The following is a 21,545-nucleotide window of genomic DNA, read 5'->3' as shown; positions in this document are numbered from 1 at the left end:
CGTTGTGAGCGGAACTCGACTCTGCAATTATCTTTAATGTTTCATTAGGTATTATTGCGCAGCCATGCTTCCAACACGCAAAGGCCTTTCAGGCGGCCTCGCTATCGCAGCAGTCGTTTCGACATTATCCATCCAGCCGACCTTTGCGGTTAGCAGCATTAGTGGCTCCATCCAGGCCATTTGTTCGACCTCATTGGGGTTCACTCTTGAGGTCACTGTCAACAGCACCAACACAACCCCTGACTACACCAATAATAACGGCAATATCGACCGCTTCGCGGTCTATGTTCGCCAAGGATATGCTATCCTTGAGACATACATAGTCGAGCAGGTTATCGGCGGCGCGGCGACAAAGCTGACTTATAAGTTCACTCAGCCGTATGATGCAGGCTCATACGATGTGCGCTTCGTCGACCTTTTAGAACATAACAATGCCCCAACAGGCGGCAACGCCGTCGCGGAAATGTCTGAGCTAGTTGCCTCCTTCACTCTCCCTCAATTTGCTGAACAAGCTCAAGCCTGCCAAGCTGCATCGGGCGAAGAGGCTACCCAGTCATTCCTGTCAGCGCGCTCTGCCAGCGTCGGAACGAGCGCCCGCCCAACGTCGCAGCGCATTTCGCGCCTCAATGGCCAACGGCCAAGAACAGACCAGAGCGGCGGCGAAGTTCTCAATTATGTCTCAAGCTTCGCCTCCACCGGTCAGCTGCCGATCTCAGCCTCGCTCTCGGCGATCGCCGACCTCGACCAATCCTCGAAGCTGCGCGGAAGCCCGTTCGACGCCTGGATCGAGGGTACGTTCTCGCTGCTCGAAACCCAAACGGGCAACGGTCGCGCGACCTCCGCAGCCATTGGCGCGGATTACCTCCTCACCCCTGATCTTCTCGTCGGTGGTTTTGTCAGCATCGACCGCTTGGACAATTTTGAAACCGCCACCGACACCTTCTCAGGCACCGGTTGGATGGCAGGTCCTTACCTCACCACCCGTTTGACCGATCAGCTATATCTCGATCTCACCGCAGGCGCTGGCACGGCCGCCAACAAGAAGAGCAATTCTTCCGGCGAGGACAATTTCAATTCCACCCGCGCCTATCTCAACGCTACCTTGGAAGGCCAGTTCGGCGAGGAAGCCATTCGCTTCACGCCACGCCTAGGCCTCAACTATGCCGGTGAATGGGCTGCTGGCTACACCGACCATAACGGCGCTTGGACCGATGCTACCTCAAGCACTTCAGGCAGCGTCTTTGCTGGCCCCGGCGTCACCTTCACCGCCCATGATAGCGATATCACTCGCTCCCTAACCTTACGCGCCGATGCCAACACCACGCTCGGGGATGGGGCACAGCTCACAGCAGCTCTGGAAGCTGCTGTTCAACTCGGCTTTGCCAATGGCGTTGATCTGTCCGCCCGCGCCAATTGGGCAGGCATTGGTACCAGCGCCAAAACGCTGAGCCTCTCGCTCAAAGCCAGCGCCGGTTTCTAAGCTCAAGTATCCCCGCTTCGGCGGGGATATCTTTGCCGATTTTTAACCATAAGATTGCTCGGCAAACACGGCTCTGCTAGCGCTGACAGCAAGACCAAGCTGCATCTCGCACTGTTATTCTGAGCACCCTATGTCCTTTACCCGTCTCGCCTTTCTCGCTTTCTCACTCACTGCAACCGTCACAACCTCTGCCTATGCAGCAGCCTATAGCCACGAAGACTTCGGCTCTTCGGTAGAGACCTTTGCAGCGGGCCATGCGGACATCCTGGGTGCAACCCTGATCTCGTCGCAGCAGCGCCTCGCGCGCCTCGTCGGCGGCTCCACCGACACCGGCCTCACCCAGGGTGAGATGCTCAGCTACATCGCCTCCACCTCCCCAAGCGCTGCCGCAACTGCTGCTGCCGTGCAGGCCGCGACACCGAGCTACAACCCATTCGCTGCTTGGGTCGATGGATCGTTCAGCTATCTCGAAAGCAACAAGGGCTCCGGTCGTGCCGTTCTGGGCGCTGCAGGTGTGGACTACCGCGTGAATTCATCCCTTCTCGTGGGTGCATTCGTGTCGATCGACAAACTGAACGAGTTCAAGACTGAGTATGGCACTGTCGACGGCTATGGCGTGATGGTCGGGCCCTATATCACCGCCCGCCTGACTGAGCAGCTCTCGCTCGATGTTACTGCGGCCGTTGGCGCTGCCAAGTACACCAGCCAAGTGCCCTTTGGCGGTCTCGACGCGACCACCGATGCAACACGTGCTTACTTCAATGCCACGCTCAACGGCGTTTTCGGCGAAGACAGCATTCGCTTTACGCCGCGCGCGGGCCTGACCCACGCCGCTGAATGGACCAATGGTTACACCGACGGTGGCTACATCGCAGGCGAAACCTATTCCAAGACTGTCGTCTTCGCCGGTCCCGGCGTCACCCTCGCCCACACCGCTAATGGCATCACCAGCTCCGCCAGCTTGAATGCCGACCTCAAGTCGACCCTTGGCGACAAGGCTCAGCTGTCGGGCGCCATTGAAGCTGCGACCAAGTTGGAATTCGCCAACGGCTTCGGTCTCGGCGCTAGCGCCAGCTATTCGGGCATCGGCACGTCCGACCGTTCCCTGAGCCTCTCGCTCAAGGCCAGCGCCAGCTTCTAAGCCTCTTACGCGCTAACATACCAAAAAGCCCCGCATAGCTTTCCTATGCGGGGCTTTTTAACGACTAGAGAAAGAGCGTTAGCGGCGCTGTTCCAGCGCCCAAACGGTCTTCCCCCACAGGTCTTCAACCGTTTCGGCAAACTGAATATTGCGGTCGAAATTCTTGACCGAATGAGACAGAACGTCGTTGGCAAAGCCGCGGATCACCTCAAAGGCCCGATGGTGATTGAGCATAATAACCGGGCGATTGTGCTGGCTCGACCAAGCCCCAAACAGAGCAAGGCCTGAACTGAGCGAGCCCGGCAACGCGACCAGCGCTTGCGTCCTCTCCGCCAAAGCGGCATGGCGCTCACGCTGATCGGGAATGACGCTAATCGGCACGTCAGCCAAGGCTGGTGGCAGTGTAACGCTAGCATCGGCCAACACTTCCACTACGCCCCCCGCAGCGCGCGCGGCGGTAATCAGCGGAACGGGCACAATGCCATCTTCGGCCAGACAAATCAGCTTGGCGCCCTTCCGCGCAAAGACGAGACCAAACTCACTCATGATGGAGGCGCGCTGCGGATCGCCCGGACCACGATCGGAAGCAAAAACGGCAAGAGTAGGCGTCATATTTGAGCTCATCGACGGCGCTTCAAAGAACCGAAAATACCGCGCACAATCTCGCGGCCAAGTGTATTGGCGACGGTGCGGGCAAAGCTCGTCGCTGCAGCTTCGGTGGGGTTTTGACGGGTCGACCGGCGCGGCGCAGCAGCGCGTTCTTCCTTGGCCTGACGGGCCAGTTCCTTCTCGCGCTCTGCCTCGTAGGCCGCACGTTCTTCCTGCAGTTCAATCTCTCTCGCGCGCTTGTTGAGGATTTCATAAGCGCTCTCGCGGTCAATCACGGAGTCATAGATCCCGCCCACGGGCGAATTGGCGATGGTTGCGTCGCGCTCTGCCGGGGTTAGCGGGCCCACCTGCGCGCTCGGCGGACGGATCAACGTGCGCCCAACAATTGATGGAATACCTTTGTCTTCCAGCACCGAAACCAGAGCCTCACCAATCCCCATTTCAGTGATGACCGCTTCGGTCGAGAAGGCCGGGTTAGGGCGGAAGCTTTCGGCAGCCACGCGCACGGCCTTCTGCTCACGCGGCGTATAAGCCCTTAGCGCGTGCTGGATGCGATTACCCAACTGCGCCAGCACGCTTTCCGGAATATCGGCAGGGTTCTGCGTAACAAAATACACGCCCACACCCTTGGAGCGGATAAGCTTGACCACCTGCTCGACCTTGTCGATCAGCGCCTTGTTGGCTCCGTCGAACAGCAAGTGGGCTTCGTCAAAGAAGAACACGAGCTTGGGCTTATCCATGTCGCCCACTTCCGGCAGCTCTTCAAAGAGTTCCGAGAGCAGCCACAGCAGGAAGGTCGCGTAGAGCTTTGGGGCTTTCATCAGCTGGTCCGAAGCCAACACCGAGATGAAGCCCTTACCATCGGTGTCGCGACGCATCAGGTCGGCGATTTCAAGCGCTCGCTCGCCGAAGAAATCGTCCGCGCCTTGCTGCTCCAGCACCAGCAGCGACCGCTGAATAGCGCCAATCGAAGCCGTCGCCACATTGCCGTAACGCGCCGAAATTTCCTTGGCACGGCCCTGAATTTCGACCAACAGAGACCGCAAATCCTTGAGGTCGAGCAGCAGCAGACCTTCTTCGTCAGCCACGCGGAAAGCGACGTTCAACACGCCTTCTTGGGTGTCGTTGAGGTCAAGCATCCGCGCCAGCAGCACGGGCCCAATTTCCGAAATCGTCGCGCGGACCGGGTGGCCCTGCTTGCCGTAGAGGTCCCAGAACATGGTTGGGTAGACATCGTCGACATAGTCGTCAAAGCCGATGTCGGTCGCCCGAGCTGTCTGCCAGCCCTGCGCCACGCCAAGCTTGGCAATGCCCGAGAGGTCGCCCTTAATGTCGGCCGCAAAAACCGGCACGCCCGCGGCAGAAAACCCTTCGGCAAGCACCTGCAGGGTGACGGTCTTCCCCGTGCCCGTCGCGCCGGTCACCAACCCGTGGCGATTGCCATATTTGAGATTGAGATATTCGGGCCTATCGCTCACACCAAGAAAGATTTTGCCGTCAACGAGCATGAGCCAACCTCCTAATCTTCAATACATCCATATAGCCGCGCTCGCAGCGCGCTCACAAGCACGAACCGTCAGGTCTCAGGCTTTGTATCGCCACGAGACCGCATGACGGCCGTCGCATTCAGCTCCAGTTCAGCGACCTCGCGATAGAGCTTTTACATGGAGGGACGAATGCGCCACATCATGACACCATTCATCGCCGCCTTGCTGGTTTCGCCGGCCCTTGGAGATGCGCTGCAAGACCAACGCGCACCCGACTACTCGGGCCCAATGCTGGTCGATTACCGGCCTGTGATGTGCGTGCGCGCGCCCTGCCCTCCAGGCGTTTACGTGATCGAAGGCGACGGTTTCACCACGCGCGCCCGCACAGTGATCATCGAGGATGCTGGCGCGATCAATCAATATAATGGCCAATATCTTGAGGTCGAAGATATCAGTGGCTCCATATGGCTCGGCGCCGATGCAACCGGCACCCCACTGCCATTGGACGTAGTCTATATTGCGATAACACCAGAAACAGCGCCGACGCCTTAGAACGCGTCGACCGCCCTCAACTCGCCCACGACCATACCGCGTACATTCTTGATCGGCTGGCGCGCAAACTGCTCCAGCACCGCGCGCTGGGCGTCGTTTGGATCAGCATACTTCAGCAGCAGTCCCGAAATCATCGCGTGGCTTGCCGCCATATTGCCGTCGTCACACTTGAGCGCATAGCCCCAGCCCTTGGAGCGGATTGCGCCACACTGCACGCCTTCCGCGCCACCTTTTTGCATCAGCTCACCCGCATAGGCGTTCATGATCAGCGTATCGAGATGCCCTGTGCCCGCCACGAGGTGCGGATGCTTGGTCGCTGCATTGAACAGCGCTTGCGCCCCCTCGGCGTAGTGGCTCGGCAGGCCCTCGCCCGTCGCCATTTTAGCAAAGCCCGTCGCCCAAGCGCGCAACGGCGCCGCCCAAGTCGGGATCGAGCAGCCATCCGTGCCGCAGCGATCTTCGGTGAGCTTCTCGCCGATCACTGTTTCAACCGCTTTGCGCACGGCCTTCTGTACAGCGTGTTCGCGTTCGACATAGCCGTGCGGATCAACGCCCATGGCCAGCGCCACACTGAGCATGCCCGAATGCTTGCCGGAGCAATTATTATGTAGCGCACTGGGGTTTTCACCCGCCTTACGCAGCGCCTCACGCGCCGCGTCATTAGTCGGCATATGCGCGCCACATTCAAGGTCAGCAGCGCTCAGGCCCATGCGCCCGAGGAAGGCGCTGACATTGGAGGTGTGGTCGTCTTCACCGTGATGGGAAGCACAGGCCAGCGCCAGTTCTTCCGTACGGTGATGGAATTTTTCAATGGCGTGCTGATCGAAAATCGCCAGCGCCTGCATGGATTTTACAGCCGAACGCGGGAAGATTGGACGCTCAACATCGCCGCCAGAGGCAATAACATTGCCTATTGCATCCACAATGATGAACGCGCCGCGATGACGGTTCTCAACCCAGTTGCCGCGTAGGACTTCGGCGAGAATGGGGTTTGCGTCCATAACAAAAAACTCCGGTTCGTGCTGTCTTGGAGGAACAGCGCCGAACCGGAAAAGTCAACATGCATGGGTTGGAGGCAGAAAGCTTGTGATCAGAACCACTGATCCGTGGGGGTGAGGTAAGAGGCGTTCACCCAGCCGCGCATATGGTAAACTTCCACAAGGCACCAATCGGCGGAATTCTGGGCAGAATTGTCGATGCAACGCTCGACCCAAACATCCGTACCGTTTGGAACTGCGCTAATCTTTTGCGAGTAGGACGCCGGCCACTTGCGGATATTGAGATTATCCCAGCTGGCCACACCACTCACCTGAGCGGTCGATTGAACATGATAGCCGGCAGCCATTGCTGGCTGGACCGCGAAGGCTCCTGCTGCGACCAATACGAGGCCACAGAGCGATGCCATCAAAACCTTTTCCTGTGCCTTGTTCATCGCCGTCTCCTCTCGGTGATCTCTAGCGTTGAGATGACACTAGCTGCTCCCAATTGAACTCAGCCTGATCCCCTCATTCAGATTGGGTTCATGTTTTTCCGGCCTCTCCCCCAGCATCAGCCGACCTCCCTCCCCCTCGTGGGAAGGGATTGAGGGTGAGGGAACGCCGCCCCAACTTGCATACCTCTTGTGCGCATTCGTCTCATTGTGCCAAAGGCATAACTCGCTTCTTCTTGCGCCTTGGCAATTCGCCGAGACGAGTTTGTAGTTATGACTTTTATTCCGCTCGACCACCCGGATCGTCACGCCATTATGGACGAGGTTCACGCCCGCCCGGTCGAAATCCTGCCATCCGAATGCCGCTTGCGCCGCTTGGTTCTGGTCATGCCGGGCGAGCCGGGCGCTATGCAGCGCGCCTTTCAGCGATTTGCCGATTTCCGCCTCGCTTCGGGCGTTGAACTCGAACTGGCAGGAAGCCGTCAATACAGCTTTGAAACGCCCACCCGCTCCGTCACCTGGGAGTTTCATACAGAGTTCGTCACCATCACATGGCGCGATAGTCTGACCGGCGCGGATAATTTCCCGAACGACATTGGCCTTGAGGCTATTGGCGAAGGCCAGTTGCTTGGCGCGGTTCGTATCGACGTTATTGCCGATCACACCATTCCGGATCGCCTGATCCCGGGCTTCTCGCTTGCCAGCCTCTGCCTGTCGAACGTTGAAGACGGTAAAGCGCAAGTCGTGACCGACTTTATTCCCGATGCCGAAAAGTTCACCCGCATCGAGTTTGCGGCGGGAGCGCTGACGCCCTTGCGCCGCTCCATTCTCACCCGTCGCTTGCTCGAAGTCGAAACTTATCGCGCCATAGCGCTGCTCGGCCTGCCACTCGCGCGCGCCGCGTCGCCTGATCTGCGCGGCATGGAGAGCGAACTCTCGACCGTCATCAATTCGCTGTCGGAAGTGGTCGATCCGGCCAGCGCCAAGGGCGTGCTCCACGGCCTGCATGAATTGTCGGTGCGCTCGGGCCAAATGGCGGAACGCCTTGGCTATCGCTTCGCCGCTGGTCGCGCCTATGGCGAAGTCCTCAATTCGCGCCTCAAAGGTCTGCGCGAAAGTGGCACCGACAAGGGTTCGACCCTGTCGCGCTATATCGCCAACCGCGTTGAGCCGGGTCTGGCCACTTGCGCCGCCATCGAGCAGCGCCTGCGCGTCTTGTCGCGTAAGATCGAACGCGCCATTGGCCTGCTGAACGTGCGCATCGGCGTTGATATGCAGGTCCAAAATGCCTCGCTGCTCGACAATATCGCCCGCACCGCACGCAGCCAGTTCCTCCTCCAGCGCACCGTTGAAGGTCTCTCGACCATCGCCATCAGTTATTACGCGCTTGGCATTGTCGGCTACCTCTTGGGCGGTCCGCTCTACCATTGGAACATCGACAAAACGATGGCGCTCTCGATCTTCGCGCCTTTCGTTGTGCTGCTGGTCTGGCTCTCCGTTCGCTCCGTCCGCAAGAAGCACGAAGGCCACTGACCCAAATGCAAAGGCCCCGGATCATCTCCGGGGCCTTGTTCTTACCGCAGCCAAAACATTGGCTTTAAATCCACCGAGATCGGCTCATTCTTTTCATTGGTGGCCATGATATCGGCCATATGCGCCCACCAGCGCTGCATCACGGCCGTATTCGGCAGATCGTCCATGGTGTGATCGACGCGACGCCACAGCACGCCAAAGAGCGTATTGGTCTCCTCGTCGAGATGGATGGAATAATCCTTCACCCCCGCCTCGTGCAGTAGGCCCACCAGCTCGGGAAAAATCTCGTCGTGACGCTTCTTATATTCCACTTCCATGCCCGGATTGAGCTTCATCTTGAAAGCGTGTTTTTCATATCCCGCGTCCGTAATCACGCCCGTCGCTCCTTCATCATCCGATAGAAAATTGGCAGGGCGATCACGACGATCAGCAGCCCACCAGTAAAAATGCTCATGACAATGCCGGGCACATTGAGCAGCCCGAGCCCAAAAGTCACCAGCCCGATAATCAGCGCTGCAATCACCACACCAAGGATAGATCCGGCCCCGCCAAGGATGGAAACGCCCCCCAGCACGACCATGGTGATCGCTTCCAGCTCCCAGCCCTGCGCAATGGAGGGCCGCGTTGAGCCCAGACGCGCGGTCAACAACACTGCCGCAATGCCGCTCATCAGGCCTGTGAGGCAAAAGAGGATGAACCGCACCCGATCGACGCGCACGCCGGAAAACTGCGCCGCCGTCGCATTATTGCCAATGGCAAAGACGCGCCGACCAAAATTGGTTTTGTGCAGCAGCACATAGAAAATCACCGCGCAAACGCCGAACAACACCAGCTCAAACGAGATCACCCACCAGACATATCCCTGCCCGAACCACGAAAAACTGGCCGGATAACCCTTATAGCTCTGGTCCCCAAGAACGATGAAAGCGATCCCACGAAACAGGCTCATCGTGCCGATGGTGACAACGATGGAGGGCAGTTTCAGCCGAGTGACCAACACGCCATTAAAGGCTCCGCAGGCCAGCCCAACGGCAACACCCACCGCCACCAACACGGGCGTATCCGCCCCAAATTGCAGCGCCAGCCCCATCAGCGTCGAACACAAGGCAATGATAGAGGCGACCGAGAGATCAATCTCGCCAGCGATAATCAGCAGCGCCATCGCCAGCGCAATCAGCGCCTTTTCGGTGAAATTGAACGTGAGGTCCGAGAGGCTCCAGGCGTTGAGGAAATAGGGAGAGGCAAAGCTATTTGCGATGAAAATCCCAATCGCCACGAGAACCAGCAAGCTCTCCCAACTCAACACCCCCGCCTTCCAAGAACTCCCCAAGCGGTCTGGGAGTTTTTTCGTCACTATGTCTGTCATCATCTCTCCTCCCGGCACGACTCCCTACACACCCACCACCCCGCCTCCCTCCCCCTTGAGGGGAGGGCCGGGGTGGGGGTAGAGGCCTACGAGTCCTTGCGCCCAATCCCGTCACGCTGCTCAAGCAAATCCACCACTTCCCGCATCACGCCATCCAAATTCTGCATCACATCGACATTGCTCACGCGCAGCACCTCGAACCCGACACTCTCCAGAAACCCATCTCGCCGCGCATCGCCCGCCTCGCGCCCCGCATGGCTATCCCCATCCACTTCGATCACCAGCTTGGCTTGGTGACAGGCGAAATCGGCGTAGTACGGACCGATCGGCACCTGCCGACGGAAATGAAAGCCGAGAGGTTTTATCTCTCGCAACGCATCCCAAAGCTTAGCCTCAGGCTCCGGCATGTTATTGCGCAATTCCCGTGCCCGCTTGATGCTCATGTTCCCCCACCCTTAATCCCTCCCCTCAAGGGGGAGGGAGACGATGAACATTTTAGCCTCTACCCAACACACACTCGGTCCAACTCCCTCCCCCTTGAGGGGAGGGCCGGGGTGGGGGTATTTACGCCCCCCGCAAAATCACCCGGCCCTTGCTCCGCTCGCCACGCGCGTTCAGCACCACCGCCAGCAAAATCGCCGCACCAGAAATCGCCATCTGCCAGAAAGGCGACACCCCGATTACCGGAAGCGCATTGTTGACGACGCCGAGGAACAGTGCCCCCAACAGCGCCCCGCCAACCGTGCCAATGCCCCCAGCAATCGACACCCCGCCGATCACACAAGCTGCGATGATATTGAGTTCATAGCCGCTCGCCACTTCCACCGAAGCGATCACATAGCGCGAAATCCAGAGATAGCCCGCCAGCCCCGAAATCGCCCCGGCCAGCACAAACGCATAAAACTTCGTCTTGCCGACATCGATGCCGGTGTACACCGCTGCCGTCGGATTAACGCCAATGGCGTAAAACGCCCGGCCCAGCGGGGTCCGTGTCATCAACACATAAACCAGCGCCGCCACCACAATCGCAAACCAGCTCAACACCGGCAGGCCCAGAAAGACGCTCCGTTGCAGTTGGATAAAGTCCGGGCTCATCTGCGCTGCGTTCACCCAAGCACCGCCCGAAATGACGAAGACCAGCCCGCGGAAAATCGTCAGCGTTCCCAGCGTCACAACAATGGCCGGAATGTTCAGCTTCCAGACGAGGAGCCCATTAAACGCTCCCAGCGCCGCGCCAACAACCACGCAGCCCAGAATAAGCAATGGCACTGGAATAAAAGGGAAAGCCGCATTAGCCATAGCCACAATCATGCCGGTCAGCGCCAGATTGGAGGCCATCGACAAGTCGATACAGCGGGTCAGAATGACCGCCATTTGCCCCAGCGCCAACATCATCAAAATGGACGTATCGTTGAAGACGGTCAGCAAGTTGCTCGGCTCAGAAAAGCGCGGAAAGCGCAGTGTCACGGCTAAGATCACGGCGACAATTGCCAGCCCCAGCCAGATTTCGCGGTGTTTGAAAAGACTCTTCATGCCGCCTGCTCCTCAGCAATACCGGCGGCCAGGCGCACCAGCGTTTCCGGCTGCAACCCATGATTGACCAGCGTGTCGACCACCAGCCCCTCGCGCATAACGACGATCCTGTCGCTCATGCCCAACACTTCGGGCAGCTCGGACGAGACCATGATGACGCTCAATCCCTGCGCCACCAGCTCGCCCATGAATTCATGCACCGCCGCCTTCGAGCCAATGTCGATGCCCTTGGTCGGCTCGTCCAAAATGATCACCTTCGGCAGCGTCGCCAGCCATTTGGCGATCACTACTTTTTGCTGATTACCACCCGATAGGGTCGATACATTCTGGCTCAGCGATGAGGCGCGCAGATCAAGCCGCTCAGTATAAGTGCGCGACAGCGCGAACTCTTCCGCCATGCGCAAAAAGCCGCTGCGACTTGTCTTGTCCAAACTCGGCAGCGAGACGTTCTTAAAGATCGGCTCGCCGGTAATGACGCCCTGTTTCCCGCGCTCTTCCGGCACATAAACAATCCCGGCCTCCACCGCGTCGGCCGGGGATTTTGGCGTGAGTCTTTTGCCCTCTAGGCTGACACTCCCGGCGCTGGTTTTGGTCAGACCGAACACCGCCTGCATCACCTCAGAGCGCCCTGCCCCGACGAGCCCGTAAAAGCCGAGGATCTCGCCCTTTTTTACCTCAAAGCTGACGTCATGAAATTCTGTCGGGTGACAGAGCCCCGATACAGCCAGCACCGTTTCGCCAATCTGCGCGGTCCGCACCGGGAAAATGTGGTCAACCGAGCGGCCCACCATCATCTTCACGATGTCCGTTTGCGGGGTGTCTTTGATAAAACCCTTGCCCACCATTTCCCCATCGCGGAACACGGTGTAGCGGTCGGCAATGCGGTAAATTTCGTCGAACTTATGCGAGATGAAGAGTATCGCTTTGCCATCGGCTTTAAGAAGCTCGATCAGCACATAGAGGTCCTCGATTTCCTTCTGGCTCAGCGCCGCGGTCGGCTCGTCCATAATGACCACTTGCGCCTCGACGCTCAGCGCCCGCGCCACCGCTACCAGATGCTTCTTGGCAATGCCGAGTTCCTTCAGCGGCGTCGTCGCATCAATCCCTGCCGCCATAGAGTCCAGCGTCAGCTGCGCCTCGCGCTTCATCGTCGCCCAGTCGATCAACCCAAAGCGCGTCTTGGGCGCATGGCCGAGATAGATGTTTTCCGCCACCGTCAGCTCATCAAACAGCACGGTTTCTTGGTGGATCGCGGTAATCCCCGCCGCCGAGGCCGACACAGCCGTCGGCAAGGTCACCGCCTTGCCATTGACTGAAATAGTGCCGCCATCCGGCTGGTAAATCCCGGTCATGGTTTTCACCAGCGTCGATTTTCCAGCGCCATTCTCGCCAATCAGCGCCGTCACTTCACCGGCATAAAGCTCCAACGAAACCTCATGCAACGCCCGCACACCGGGAAAGCTTTTCGAGATGTTTTCAAGAGTGAGAATGGGCGTTTTCATATTCTTGATCCTTGGCGCCACTGTCCCGCGCCGCTCTCATCACAAGCTCGATATGCCTCCCTCCCCTTGAGGGGGAGGGAATGAGGGTGGGGTGATCGACCGGCGTATCCCAATAGCTTCCAGATGCTCGATGCAACTCCCCCACCCCTACGGGGAGAGGGTGGGGTGAGGGGGCTTTGCCAGTAAAGCTGACGCCCCCACCCTGCCTCCCCCGCAAGCGGGGGAGGAGCACGTTCTGTAGTCTTGAAAAGATCGCGTTCCCAACAGCAGTCCAGTCCCTCCCCCTGTTTCAGGGGGAGGCTAGGAAGGGGTCAGTAGATCTTCGAAAACTCTTCGATATTGCTCTTATCGAACTGGAACGGCGCGGCCATTGCAGCGGAGTTGGTGTCGTCGAGCGTGACTTCACCCACCTTGCCGATGGAGAAGGTCGCGCCGGGCTTGGCTTCAGCACCATCAACCAAGGCATCCGCCAGCATCACTGCCGAATAGCCCAGATCAATTGGGTTCCACAGCGCCACCGCCTGGCTCGCGCCATTGTCGATGAACTGCTTGAACTCGCTTGGCAGCGCCAGCCCAGTAACGTTGATCTTGCCGATCAAATTCTGGTCGGTCACCACCTGAGCCGCTGCCACAACACCAACGGTAGTTGGTGCAATGATAGCCTTAAGGTTCGGATGGGCTGCAATCAGACCACGCGCTTCTTCGGTCGACTTCACGCTGTCGTCGTCGCCGTAAACGGTGGCCACGAGGTTGATGTTGGAGAACTTCGCGGGAATGGCTGCCTTAGCCGCTTCAATCCATGCGTTCTGGTTGGTCGCGGTCGAAGCCGCCGAAAGGATCGCAACATCGCCGCCTTCAGGCAGGAAGTCCGCCGCCAGCTTGATGATGGTTTCCCCGATCAGACCAACGTCGGATGGGTTGAGGTGGATCTGGCGGCCTTCTGCAGCAACGCCGGAGTCCCAAGAGATGACCTTGATGCCGCGTTCCATGGCGCGCTTGAGCGCTGGCACGAGGGCGTCCGGATCGTTGGCCGAGATCGCAATAGCATCAACCTGCTGAGCGATCAGCGAATTGACCACCTCGATCTGTGCTTCAGCGGTTGCTGCCGTTGGGCCGGTGTAGATCACTTCCACATCGCCCAATTCAGCGGCAGCTTCCTGCGCGCCCTTATTGGCGGCATCGAAGAAGCCATTGCCGAGCGATTTCACGACCAGCGCGATGCGGGTCTTATCCTGTGCCATGGCTGGCGCGGCCAGCATCACAGCGGTTGCAGCTGTTGCTGCAAGAAGAGTCCAGAGCTTCATTATTTCCTCCCAGAAACGAAAACCTAGTCTGTGTTTGGGCTTAGGCCGCGTCCCCCTGCGGTTCCGCCTGTCCCATCGCATCCGCGATCACCAGCTTCACCCCTGCTTCCTCAAGCATCAGGCGATCTGCGTCGCGGATTCCACCGTCGGTAATGACGGTAGAAATTCGGTCGAGCCCACAAAGAATGAGGCTCGAGCGACCCGAAAATTTCGAACTATCGGCCAAAACGATCACTTCGTCGGCCTGCCCGATCAGCGCCAGTTCCGATTGCACCACCATGGGGTCAGCCTCCATCAGGCCATGTGGCCCGATCCCCTGACAGCCGATGAACATGCGCTTGGCGTAAAAATGGCTCGCCACCACGCCACCGAAGGGCGACAGGATGACGTTTTGCTCGCGATAGATCGTGCCGCCCGGAATGACGACCGAGTTGCGCGAATTGTGGATGAGAAACTCGGCAATGGCGAAGCTGTTGGTGAACACACTCAGCCGCTTTTCCATCAGATAATGCACCATCTGATAGGTCGTTGTGCCACCGTTGATAATCACCGGCTCGCCATCGGCGCACAGCTCTGCCGCTGCTCGCGCAATAGCGCGCTTTTGCGCGATATTGATCGTTTCATTGACCGAGAATGGGCGGCCCATCAGCCCACCCTGTGCTGGCGGGGTCAGCGCTTCCGCGCCCCCTCGCACCCGGCGCAACTTGCCTTGCTCGTCCAGCGCCGCAATATCCCGGCGGATCGTCGCTTCCGACGAACCGGTAATGTCACACAACTCCGCCACCGTCACGACGGGGCGCGATTGCGCAGCAGCCAGAATAACGCGATGGCGTTCGGTTTCGTGCAAGTTGTTTCTCCCTGCCCTTAGTGCTTCCACCTCTTCCAAGCAGAGTCAATCATCATTCGCAAGGTTTCGATCATTTCCATTCACACATGAAAAATTCTGATCGAAGCTGATTGACACCTTGCAGGATTGGTGAGCTATTTTCACCCCTGACTGACCGCGCTCTGCGGCGAACAATGCGTCCATCTACGGGTTATGCCCACGGAAGCGAGTTGAAGAGAATTGCGGCTCATAGGAAAGGGCCGCTTCTGGGGAGGAAATTGCCATGTCCACTGCGCCGAAGCGCCTCGAAAACCTATGGGACGATGCCAAAGCCGCATCGCTAAGCGAGCCAGAACGTCTGGTCTACCGCTCCAATCTCTTGGGCTCCGACAAGCGCGTCACCAATTTCGGTGGTGGCAATACGTCCTCCAAAATCTGGCAGAAAGATCCGCTCACAGGCGAGACCGTTGAAGTGCTTTGGGTCAAGGGCTCCGGTGGCGACAATGCTTCCATTAAGCTCGATGGTTTTTCGACCCTCTATATGGAAAAGCTGCGCGCTCTGAAGGGGCTCTATCGCGGCCTTGAGCATGAAGACGAGATGGTCGGCTATCTTCCCCACGCCACCTTCAATCTCAACCCGCGCGCCGCGTCCATCGACACGCCGCTCCACGCTTATGTGCCGCGCCCCTATGTCGATCACATGCACCCCGATGCGATCATCGCCATTGCCGCTTCCAGCAACTCCAAAGAGCTCACTCAGCAGATCTTTGGCGACACTATCGGCTGGCTCCCTTGGAAAAAGCCGGGCTTCGAGCTTGGCTTGTGGCTTGAAAAATTCTGCCATGAAAACCCCTTCGCGAAGGGCGTTATCCTTGAAAGCCACGGCCTCTTCACTTGGGGCGACGATCCAAAAAGCTGCTACGAAACCACCATTGCCATTATCAATCAGGCAATCGAATGGTTTGAAAACCAGACAGCCGGCAAGGTGATCTTTGGTGGCGCTGTCACCACCTCCCTCCCTGCCGCTGAACGCCGTGCCATTGCCGCCAAGCTGATGCCGAAAATTCGCGGTTTCATCTCCGAGGACAGCCACAAGCTGGGGCATTTTGACGATAGCGACGCCGTGCTGGAATTCGTCAATTCCAAGAATTTGCAGCCGCTCGCGGCGCTGGGCACCTCCTGCCCCGACCACTTCCTGCGCACGAAAATCCGTCCGCTGGTCATCAATTTCGACCCGGCCAATCCAGACGTTGATGCGGTCATTACTGGTCTTGCTGATCAGATTGCCGCCTACCGCGCCGATTACGCGGCCTATTACGAGCGCTGCAAGCACGACAATTCGCCCGCCATCCGTGACCCGAACGCGGTCGTCTATCTCATGCCGGGCGTTGGCATGTTTACCTTCGCCAAGGACAAGGCTACTGCCCGCATCTCCGGCGAGTTTTACGTCAACGCCATCAATGTGATGCGCGGCGCGTCCACCGTCTCGACCTATCAGGGTCTGCCGGAACAGGAAGCCTTCGACATCGAATATTGGCTGCTTGAAGAAGCCAAGCTCGCTCGCATGCCAAAGCCAAAGTCGCTGGCTGGCAAGATTGCTCTCGTCACCGGTGGCGCAGGAGGCATTGGCAAGGCGACCGCCATACGCCTCCTGCGTGAAGGCGCTTGCGTCGTCCTCGCCGACATTGACCAGGCCGCGCTCGATAGCGCCATTGCCGAACTCTCGTCCGTCTTCGGCGCCGATGTGGTCCGCCCGGTCAATATCAACGTCACTCGCGAAGAACAGGTCACAGCAGGCTTTGCCCATGCCGTGGTCGAATTTGGCGGGCTCGACATTCTCGTCTCGAACGCCGGCCTAGCCTCTTCCGCCCCGATCGAAGACACGTCCCTCGAGCTCTGGAATAAGAACATGGACATCCTGTCCACGGGCTATTTCCTCGTCTCGCGCGAAGCGTTCCGGTTGTTCCGTCAGCAGAAGATCGGCGGCAATGTCATCTTCGTCGCCTCCAAAAATGGTCTCGCCGCTTCGCCAAACGCGGCCGCCTATTGCACCGCCAAGGCCGCCGAAATCCACCTTGCCCGCTGCCTCGCGCTCGAAGGCGCTGAAGCGCAAATCCGCGTTAACGTGGTCAATCCAGACGCCGTGCTGCGTGGCTCCAAGATTTGGGCAGGCGAATGGCTCGAACAGCGCGCCTCGACCTATAAGACCGACAAGGACGGTCTTGAGGAAATGTACCGCCAGCGCTCAATGCTGAAACGCTCCGTCTTCCCCGAAGACATTGCCGAAGCGATCTATTTCTTCGCCTCAGACGCTTCAGCCAAATCCACTGGCAATATTTTGAATGTTGACGCGGGCAACGCCCAGTCGTTCCCGCGCTAAGCTTGGCTCCAAGAGTCAGCAACAGAACTCGATACAACCCCTCCCCCTCACAGGGGGAGGTTGGGTGGGGGTAAACCCCAGCGGCTGGAGAGAGGCCGCAAGGGAGGAAACACATGACCGAACAACTCATCGCCGCTTCGACCGTCGAAGCCGAAAACGCCAAGCGCTCTACTGATCTGCGCAATGACTACGACAGCCTTGGCGAGCGCCTCGACCGCCGTGGCATTTCCATCGACGCGATTAAATCCAAAGTCGCCGCTTTTTCCGTTGCCGTCCCCTCTTGGGGCGTTGGCACCGGCGGCACCCGCTTTGCTCGCTTCCCCGGCAAGGGCGAACCACGCGATATTTTTGATAAGATCGAAGATTGCTCGGTCATCGCGCAACTGACCCAAGCGACCCGCACCGTCTCGCTGCATATCCCATGGGACAAGGCCGACACAAACCGCCTCAAGCAAGCCGCTTCCCGCTTTGGCCTCGGCTTTGACGCCATGAACTCCAACACCTTTGCCGATGCTGCCGGGCAGTTGCAGAGCTATAAGTTCGGCTCTCTCTCTGCCGCCGATGCCGCCACCCGAAATCAAGCCATTGAGCACAATCTCGAATGCATTGAGATCGGCAAAACCATTGGCTCAAAAGCCCTCACGGTCTGGATTGGCGACGGCTCCAATTTCCCCGGTCAGGTCAATTTCGCCAATCAGTTCGAGCATTACCTCAATTCCATGAAGGCGATTTACGCGGCCCTCCCCGAGGATTGGCGCGTCTATACCGAGCACAAAATGTACGAACCGGCATTTTATTCGACCGTCGTGCAGGATTGGGGCACCAATTATCTCATCGCCAAGGAACTGGGCGACAAGGCCTATTGCCTCGTCGACCTTGGCCACCATGCGCCCAACGTTAATATTGAGATGATCGTTTCGCGCCTTGCCCAGTTCGGCAAGCTCGGCGGCTTCCACTTTAACGACAGCAAATATGGTGACGACGATCTCGACGCAGGCTCCATTGACCCATACCGCCTGTTCCTCGTCTTCAACGAGCTTGTCGACGCTGAAGAGAAATATTCCGATTTCCGCCCGGCCCACATGCTCGACCAGTCGCACAATGTCACTGACCCGATCGAAAGCCTGATGCTCTCCGCCGCCGATGTGCAGCGCGCCTATGCGCAAGCCCTGCTTGTTGATCGCAAAGCCCTTACCGAAGCACAACACGGCAATGACGCCCTCGGCGCGACCCAAGCCCTCCGCTTGGCTTATCGCACCGATGTCGAGCCGATCCTCGCCATGGCGCGCTACGAACAAGGCGGCGCGATTGATCTTTTGGCCACCTACCGTGCCTCTGGCTATCGCCAGCGTGTCGCCGAAATCCGCCCGGAAATCGCCGCCGGCTCAAGCGGCATCGTCTGACCGGACTTGATCCTCCCCTCCCCCTGCCCAGGGGGAGGCCGGATGGGGGGCTCCCTAAGCCTTTACCAGCCCGCCAAAATACTCCAGCGCATAGGCCTCAACGCCACCGACCAAAATAGCCTCGCGCCCGCGAAACTGCTCCGGCCCACCGTCGTTTCGATCTTGATAGGTGCAGCCGCCACTGAGCCAGACAAAGCCACCGAGGAACCGCCCTTTGCGGTAGAGCGCCGATAGGGAGTCTTGGATGATCGCCCCTGCCTGCCCTGCGTCGATCAAATCCGGCCGCTTTATATAGCCGTAGTAATTCATGGCCCAGACAGGCTCATTGCGGTGCCAGAGCACTTCTTGCCCCAGAAAATCTGTGCCGCCGAAATAGCTATCAAGGTAGCGCCAGTCGCCCTCCTCCCAGGCGATCTCGTTTGCGCCCTGCCGCGATGGCGTCACCTTTGCCCCACCACCGACATAGCTTGCGGCCTTGGCCCGAACGATCACGCGATTAAGCTCTTCGCTGTCCATACCCCTGCCCTCCCTCGCGCATAGATTTAGGCGCGTCAGAGACAGATTACGTCAGCATTCCACCTAAGATCGAGCGGGCCCGAACTTGGCGTTTCTGCGCCGAGGCTGACGAGCTGTGTGCTGCACAACGACGCCCTCTCCTGCCAGCAGCATCCTAAGCTCTCAAGACCGACGTTGCCTCCAATATCCACTCTCGAAACACCTTCACCTTGGTCCAATTTCGTCGCGACTGCGGATAGACCAGCTGATAGGTGCACCCGTCCCAGCCCAGTTCGGGGAACGGTTGTACCAGTCGCCCGCTCGCCAAGTCATCGCGAAATAGCGCCGGCGTAATCATGGCAAAGCCTCTCCCTGCCCCCGCCGCTGCCGCCTCCAACACTTGCGTGTCGAGTGTCACCACGCCCCGGGCCATTGCGGGATAGTCGTCAATGCCCATCATCTCGAACCACTGTCCAATCCATTGGTCACTTGGCGAAATCGCTGGTGCGCCAAGCAGGTCTCTCGGCTCCCGAATACGATGCTTTTCGATGAAATCGCCGCTCATAATCGGCGTGAATTTTGCCCGCAACAGCTCGTGCCCAATCACGCCCTCCGGCAGCTCGCCCCAAGACGCAATTATGCCGACGTCGAACATGTCCTTTTGAAAATCGACATTCTCCACCCGACTGTTGAACCGCACAGCAATGTCGGGGTGAGCCACTTGAAACAGCCCGATATTGGCGGCGAACCACCGCGTGGCAAAAGTCGGCAGAGACAATATGGCCAATGTCCCGCTGACATGCTGATGCGTCTGCGCAAAACTATTGCGCAGAATATCAAATGCCTGCAGCACATCCGGCGCGAGACGCTGCCCCACTTCGCTCAGCTCCACCTGCCGCGCTTTTCGCACAAATACTGCTGCGCCAATCCGCTCCTCCAAGAGCTTGATCTGATAGCTCACCGCCGCCTGCGACATGCCCAGTTCTGCAGCCGCGCGCGTAAAACTAAGCTGTCTCGCGACAGCCTCGAAAGCCCGTACGGAGGTCAGAGGCGGAATATCAGACATAAGCTTACCTTATACGTCTCCACCGGCATTCAATTGGAAAATTGCGATATACTCGCGCTAAAGCAGAGCATGGCCAAGTCAAAGACATAAGGCAAGGATGTGTTCTGATGCTTCCATTTGCACTTCTCGAACTTCCCGCTCTGCTGTTCATCAATACTTCGGGCAAGCGCGGCGCCGGCCCGCTCTACATGTCCTCGGAACCTCTATCAACGCATTTGCGCCGCGATATCGGGCTCGACGCCATCCGGGATGAGCGTGCCGAAAACCTCTCGCCAATTCCCCCCGATCGCATAAAGTGAGGCCACTGTTTCGCTTTCCCATCTCAGCCGACGGCCATGTCAAAGACCACGCCCGCCACTGCCGCGCTCACCAAAGTCGGTATTTCCTTTGAACTAGCAACCTACGACTATGACCCAAATGCGGAACGCGTCGGCTTGCAGGCGGCCGAGGCCATGGGCGTGTCACCGGCCGAAGTGTTCAAAACGCTGATGGCCGAGCTCGATGGCAAGCCAATCTGCGCCATCGTCCCCTCGGATGAAGAAGTGAATATGAAAAAGCTGGCTGCGGCTTTGGGTGGCAAGTCGGCGCATATGATGAAGCCCGTCGATGCCGAGCGCCTCACCGGTTACAAGGTCGGCGGCATTAGCCCTTTGGGCCAGCGCAAGGTCGTGCCGACGGCGCTTGATGAAATGGCAACGCTCTACGACGAGATCTATCTCAATGGCGGTCAGCGCGGATTGCAGATCCGCATCAAGCCCGATGATCTCGTTTCAGCGCTCAACTGTGTCACCGCCGATCTGACACGCTAGACCACCCCCAGAAACGACAAAAGGCGCCCTGCAGGACGCCTTCATCGGATAGTCTTTTCTCTGCCGCCTTAGGCGACCGAGACCTTCGCTTATTAGGCTACGTAGGTGCCGCGTGCGATCGACTTGATGTCACCCTTGGTGATGCCCAAGTCGTTCAGCTGACGGCTGTCAAGGCTGTTCAGTTCACGCAGAGTGCGCTGGTAGCGGGCGTAGTCAGAAAGCTTCTTTGCGATGTTCATTTCGGTTCCCCTTCGGTTGATGACCCCTATGTAGACCTAAGTCGTAGTGATTAGAAGATGGCCAATCTGCACATCCGTTATGCACTAGATGCAAGTGATGGGGCAATCTTGGTTAAGCAAGGGTAAATTCGAAAAACCCAGCGAAACTCGGCAAAAATGAGGCAGCCCGCCTTAATCGCCATAGCAAAGGGCCGCACATCATCTGCATGATGTGCGGCCCTGCTTAATTTACAGGCAGATAGTTAGACCTGCCTACTCGCTTTTCGTCTCAGCCATGCGCGCAGCGCGGGCCACGCGAATGTCGTCCTTCATCTCGAACCACATGGCATTGATGATGCCGAAGGCGCAGGCCAGGCCGAGGCCGAGGATCCATGCAAAATACCACATACGA

General features: G+C 58.4%; 23 protein-coding genes. 8 read left to right on the top strand and 15 right to left on the bottom strand.

What is annotated here, in order from left to right; genetic code table 11:
- The first annotated feature begins 64 nt into the window (after positions 1-64).
- Together JHC09_RS07570 and JHC09_RS07565 are read left to right on the top strand one after the other, a co-directional pair.
- Positions 65-1,480 carry an autotransporter outer membrane beta-barrel domain-containing protein gene (locus JHC09_RS07570; RefSeq protein ID WP_199531424.1) on the top strand — a complete coding sequence of 472 codons (1,416 nt, stop codon included), beginning with the start codon at positions 65-67 and terminating at the stop codon, positions 1,478-1,480.
- Positions 1,481-1,610: 130 nt separating this feature from the next.
- Positions 1,611-2,621 (top strand): hypothetical protein, encoded by a 1,011-nt coding sequence (locus JHC09_RS07565; RefSeq protein WP_199531423.1) that lies wholly within the window; start codon positions 1,611-1,613, stop codon positions 2,619-2,621.
- Between the two features lie 78 nt (positions 2,622-2,699).
- On the opposite strand, the gene JHC09_RS07560 is transcribed toward JHC09_RS07565, so the two are convergent.
- A complete protein-coding gene (locus JHC09_RS07560; RefSeq protein ID WP_169194638.1) occupies positions 2,700-3,233 on the bottom strand; it encodes a hypothetical protein in 534 nt (177 codons plus the stop codon).
- An 8-nt stretch (positions 3,234-3,241) separates the two neighbouring features.
- Complete coding sequence (locus tag JHC09_RS07555; RefSeq protein ID WP_199531422.1) at positions 3,242-4,738, bottom strand: helicase HerA-like domain-containing protein; 1,497 nt, start codon at positions 4,736-4,738, stop codon at positions 3,242-3,244.
- Between the two features lie 168 nt (positions 4,739-4,906).
- Here JHC09_RS07555 and JHC09_RS07550 point away from each other — a divergent pair, with 168 nt between their 5' ends.
- Complete coding sequence (locus tag JHC09_RS07550; RefSeq protein ID WP_199531421.1) at positions 4,907-5,269, top strand: hypothetical protein; 363 nt, start codon at positions 4,907-4,909, stop codon at positions 5,267-5,269.
- On the opposite strand, the gene JHC09_RS07545 is transcribed toward JHC09_RS07550, so the two are convergent.
- Both JHC09_RS07545 and JHC09_RS07540 read right to left on the bottom strand, forming a co-directional pair.
- Positions 5,266-6,270 (bottom strand): asparaginase, encoded by a 1,005-nt coding sequence (locus tag JHC09_RS07545; RefSeq protein WP_199531420.1) that lies wholly within the window; start codon positions 6,268-6,270, stop codon positions 5,266-5,268. The two genes, JHC09_RS07550 and JHC09_RS07545, sit on opposite strands and share 4 nt — an antisense overlap.
- 89 nt (positions 6,271-6,359) lie before the next feature.
- Positions 6,360-6,701, bottom strand: coding sequence for an SH3 domain-containing protein (locus JHC09_RS07540; RefSeq protein WP_199531419.1), 342 nt, complete (start codon positions 6,699-6,701; stop codon positions 6,360-6,362).
- A 270-nt stretch (positions 6,702-6,971) separates the two neighbouring features.
- On the opposite strand from JHC09_RS07540, the gene JHC09_RS07535 reads away from it, so the two are divergent.
- Positions 6,972-8,231: a DUF3422 domain-containing protein gene (locus JHC09_RS07535; RefSeq protein WP_199531418.1), complete on the top strand. Its 1,260-nt coding sequence runs from the start codon at positions 6,972-6,974 to the stop codon at positions 8,229-8,231.
- Positions 8,232-8,272: 41 nt separating this feature from the next.
- On the opposite strand, the gene rhaM is transcribed toward JHC09_RS07535, so the two are convergent.
- The 7 genes from rhaM to JHC09_RS07500 form a co-directional block, all read right to left on the bottom strand.
- Positions 8,273-8,602, bottom strand: a complete 330-nt coding sequence (gene rhaM, locus JHC09_RS07530; RefSeq protein WP_349236528.1) for an L-rhamnose mutarotase — start codon at positions 8,600-8,602, stop codon at positions 8,273-8,275.
- Entirely contained in the window at positions 8,602-9,597 is a 996-nt protein-coding gene (locus JHC09_RS07525) for an ABC transporter permease (protein WP_199531459.1), read from the bottom strand. The genes rhaM and JHC09_RS07525 overlap by 1 nt, the downstream gene beginning before the upstream one ends.
- Positions 9,598-9,683: 86 nt before the next feature.
- Positions 9,684-10,040, bottom strand: coding sequence for a DUF559 domain-containing protein (locus tag JHC09_RS07520; RefSeq protein WP_199531417.1), 357 nt, complete (start codon positions 10,038-10,040; stop codon positions 9,684-9,686).
- A 121-nt stretch (positions 10,041-10,161) separates the two neighbouring features.
- Positions 10,162-11,130, bottom strand: coding sequence for an ABC transporter permease (locus JHC09_RS07515; protein ID WP_199531416.1), 969 nt, complete (start codon positions 11,128-11,130; stop codon positions 10,162-10,164).
- Complete coding sequence (locus JHC09_RS07510; RefSeq protein ID WP_199531415.1) at positions 11,127-12,632, bottom strand: sugar ABC transporter ATP-binding protein; 1,506 nt, start codon at positions 12,630-12,632, stop codon at positions 11,127-11,129. Before JHC09_RS07510 ends, JHC09_RS07515 begins: the two co-directional genes overlap by 4 nt.
- A gap of 311 nt (positions 12,633-12,943) precedes the next feature.
- The gene (rhaS, locus tag JHC09_RS07505; protein WP_169194629.1) at positions 12,944-13,936 is read right to left on the bottom strand and encodes a rhamnose ABC transporter substrate-binding protein; all 993 of its coding nucleotides are present in this window, start codon (positions 13,934-13,936) and stop codon (positions 12,944-12,946) included.
- Positions 13,937-13,976: 40 nt separating this feature from the next.
- Entirely contained in the window at positions 13,977-14,783 is an 807-nt protein-coding gene (locus JHC09_RS07500; protein ID WP_199531414.1) for a DeoR/GlpR family DNA-binding transcription regulator, read from the bottom strand.
- A gap of 262 nt (positions 14,784-15,045) precedes the next feature.
- Here JHC09_RS07500 and JHC09_RS07495 point away from each other — a divergent pair, with 262 nt between their 5' ends.
- On the top strand, positions 15,046-17,142 hold the full coding sequence (locus JHC09_RS07495; RefSeq protein WP_199531413.1) for a bifunctional rhamnulose-1-phosphate aldolase/short-chain dehydrogenase: 2,097 nt from the start codon (positions 15,046-15,048) through the stop codon (positions 17,140-17,142).
- A gap of 113 nt (positions 17,143-17,255) precedes the next feature.
- The gene (gene rhaI / locus JHC09_RS07490) at positions 17,256-18,545 is read left to right on the top strand and encodes an L-rhamnose catabolism isomerase (protein ID WP_199531412.1); all 1,290 of its coding nucleotides are present in this window, start codon (positions 17,256-17,258) and stop codon (positions 18,543-18,545) included.
- Positions 18,546-18,599: 54 nt separating this feature from the next.
- On the opposite strand, the gene JHC09_RS07485 is transcribed toward rhaI, so the two are convergent.
- Positions 18,600-19,061, bottom strand: coding sequence for a DUF5680 domain-containing protein (locus JHC09_RS07485; protein WP_199531411.1), 462 nt, complete (start codon positions 19,059-19,061; stop codon positions 18,600-18,602).
- 154 nt (positions 19,062-19,215) lie between these two features.
- Positions 19,216-20,106, bottom strand: coding sequence for a LysR substrate-binding domain-containing protein (locus tag JHC09_RS07480; protein WP_199531410.1), 891 nt, complete (start codon positions 20,104-20,106; stop codon positions 19,216-19,218).
- Positions 20,107-20,213: 107 nt separating this feature from the next.
- Here JHC09_RS07480 and JHC09_RS07475 point away from each other — a divergent pair, with 107 nt between their 5' ends.
- Together JHC09_RS07475 and ybaK are read left to right on the top strand one after the other, a co-directional pair.
- Positions 20,214-20,405, top strand: a complete 192-nt coding sequence (locus JHC09_RS07475; RefSeq protein WP_199531409.1) for a hypothetical protein — start codon at positions 20,214-20,216, stop codon at positions 20,403-20,405.
- 36 nt (positions 20,406-20,441) lie between these two features.
- A complete protein-coding gene (gene ybaK / locus JHC09_RS07470) occupies positions 20,442-20,915 on the top strand; it encodes a Cys-tRNA(Pro) deacylase (protein ID WP_199531408.1) in 474 nt (157 codons plus the stop codon).
- Positions 20,916-21,007: 92 nt separating this feature from the next.
- Here ybaK and JHC09_RS07465 read toward each other — a convergent pair whose 3' ends face one another.
- Positions 21,008-21,154 carry a DUF1127 domain-containing protein gene (locus tag JHC09_RS07465; RefSeq protein ID WP_169194622.1) on the bottom strand — a complete coding sequence of 49 codons (147 nt, stop codon included), beginning with the start codon at positions 21,152-21,154 and terminating at the stop codon, positions 21,008-21,010.
- 252 nt (positions 21,155-21,406) lie between these two features.
- Positions 21,407-21,541 carry a cytochrome bd-I oxidase subunit CydX gene (gene cydX, locus JHC09_RS07460; RefSeq protein ID WP_169194621.1) on the bottom strand — a complete coding sequence of 45 codons (135 nt, stop codon included), beginning with the start codon at positions 21,539-21,541 and terminating at the stop codon, positions 21,407-21,409.
- Positions 21,542-21,545: the final 4 nt, after the last annotated feature.

The sequence above is a fragment of the Devosia sp. MC532 genome (assembly GCF_016461625.1).
Lineage (GTDB): Bacteria > Pseudomonadota > Alphaproteobacteria > Rhizobiales > Devosiaceae > Devosia.
The sequence above is the reverse complement of the archived record's forward strand: the minus strand, read 5'-3'. Positions and strand labels throughout refer to the sequence as shown.

Coding starts and splice junctions, on each gene's coding strand:
- JHC09_RS07570 (WP_199531424.1), top strand. CDS start 65: ATGCTTCCAACACGCAAAGGCCTTTCAGGCGGCCTCGCTATCGCAGCA.
- JHC09_RS07565 (WP_199531423.1), top strand. CDS start 1,611: ATGTCCTTTACCCGTCTCGCCTTTCTCGCTTTCTCACTCACTGCAACC.
- JHC09_RS07560 (WP_169194638.1), bottom strand. CDS start 3,233: ATGACGCCTACTCTTGCCGTTTTTGCTTCCGATCGTGGTCCGGGCGAT.
- JHC09_RS07555 (WP_199531422.1), bottom strand. CDS start 4,738: ATGCTCGTTGACGGCAAAATCTTTCTTGGTGTGAGCGATAGGCCCGAA.
- JHC09_RS07550 (WP_199531421.1), top strand. CDS start 4,907: ATGCGCCACATCATGACACCATTCATCGCCGCCTTGCTGGTTTCGCCG.
- JHC09_RS07545 (WP_199531420.1), bottom strand. CDS start 6,270: ATGGACGCAAACCCCATTCTCGCCGAAGTCCTACGCGGCAACTGGGTT.
- JHC09_RS07540 (WP_199531419.1), bottom strand. CDS start 6,701: ATGAACAAGGCACAGGAAAAGGTTTTGATGGCATCGCTCTGTGGCCTC.
- JHC09_RS07535 (WP_199531418.1), top strand. CDS start 6,972: ATGACTTTTATTCCGCTCGACCACCCGGATCGTCACGCCATTATGGAC.
- JHC09_RS07525 (WP_199531459.1), bottom strand. CDS start 9,597: ATGACAGACATAGTGACGAAAAAACTCCCAGACCGCTTGGGGAGTTCT.
- JHC09_RS07520 (WP_199531417.1), bottom strand. CDS start 10,040: ATGAGCATCAAGCGGGCACGGGAATTGCGCAATAACATGCCGGAGCCT.
- JHC09_RS07515 (WP_199531416.1), bottom strand. CDS start 11,130: ATGAAGAGTCTTTTCAAACACCGCGAAATCTGGCTGGGGCTGGCAATT.
- JHC09_RS07510 (WP_199531415.1), bottom strand. CDS start 12,632: ATGAAAACGCCCATTCTCACTCTTGAAAACATCTCGAAAAGCTTTCCC.
- rhaS (WP_169194629.1), bottom strand. CDS start 13,936: ATGAAGCTCTGGACTCTTCTTGCAGCAACAGCTGCAACCGCTGTGATG.
- JHC09_RS07495 (WP_199531413.1), top strand. CDS start 15,046: ATGTCCACTGCGCCGAAGCGCCTCGAAAACCTATGGGACGATGCCAAA.
- rhaI (WP_199531412.1), top strand. CDS start 17,256: ATGACCGAACAACTCATCGCCGCTTCGACCGTCGAAGCCGAAAACGCC.
- JHC09_RS07485 (WP_199531411.1), bottom strand. CDS start 19,061: ATGGACAGCGAAGAGCTTAATCGCGTGATCGTTCGGGCCAAGGCCGCA.
- JHC09_RS07480 (WP_199531410.1), bottom strand. CDS start 20,106: ATGTCTGATATTCCGCCTCTGACCTCCGTACGGGCTTTCGAGGCTGTC.
- JHC09_RS07475 (WP_199531409.1), top strand. CDS start 20,214: ATGCTTCCATTTGCACTTCTCGAACTTCCCGCTCTGCTGTTCATCAAT.
- ybaK (WP_199531408.1), top strand. CDS start 20,442: ATGTCAAAGACCACGCCCGCCACTGCCGCGCTCACCAAAGTCGGTATT.
- JHC09_RS07465 (WP_169194622.1), bottom strand. CDS start 21,154: ATGAACATCGCAAAGAAGCTTTCTGACTACGCCCGCTACCAGCGCACT.
- cydX (WP_169194621.1), bottom strand. CDS start 21,541: ATGTGGTATTTTGCATGGATCCTCGGCCTCGGCCTGGCCTGCGCCTTC.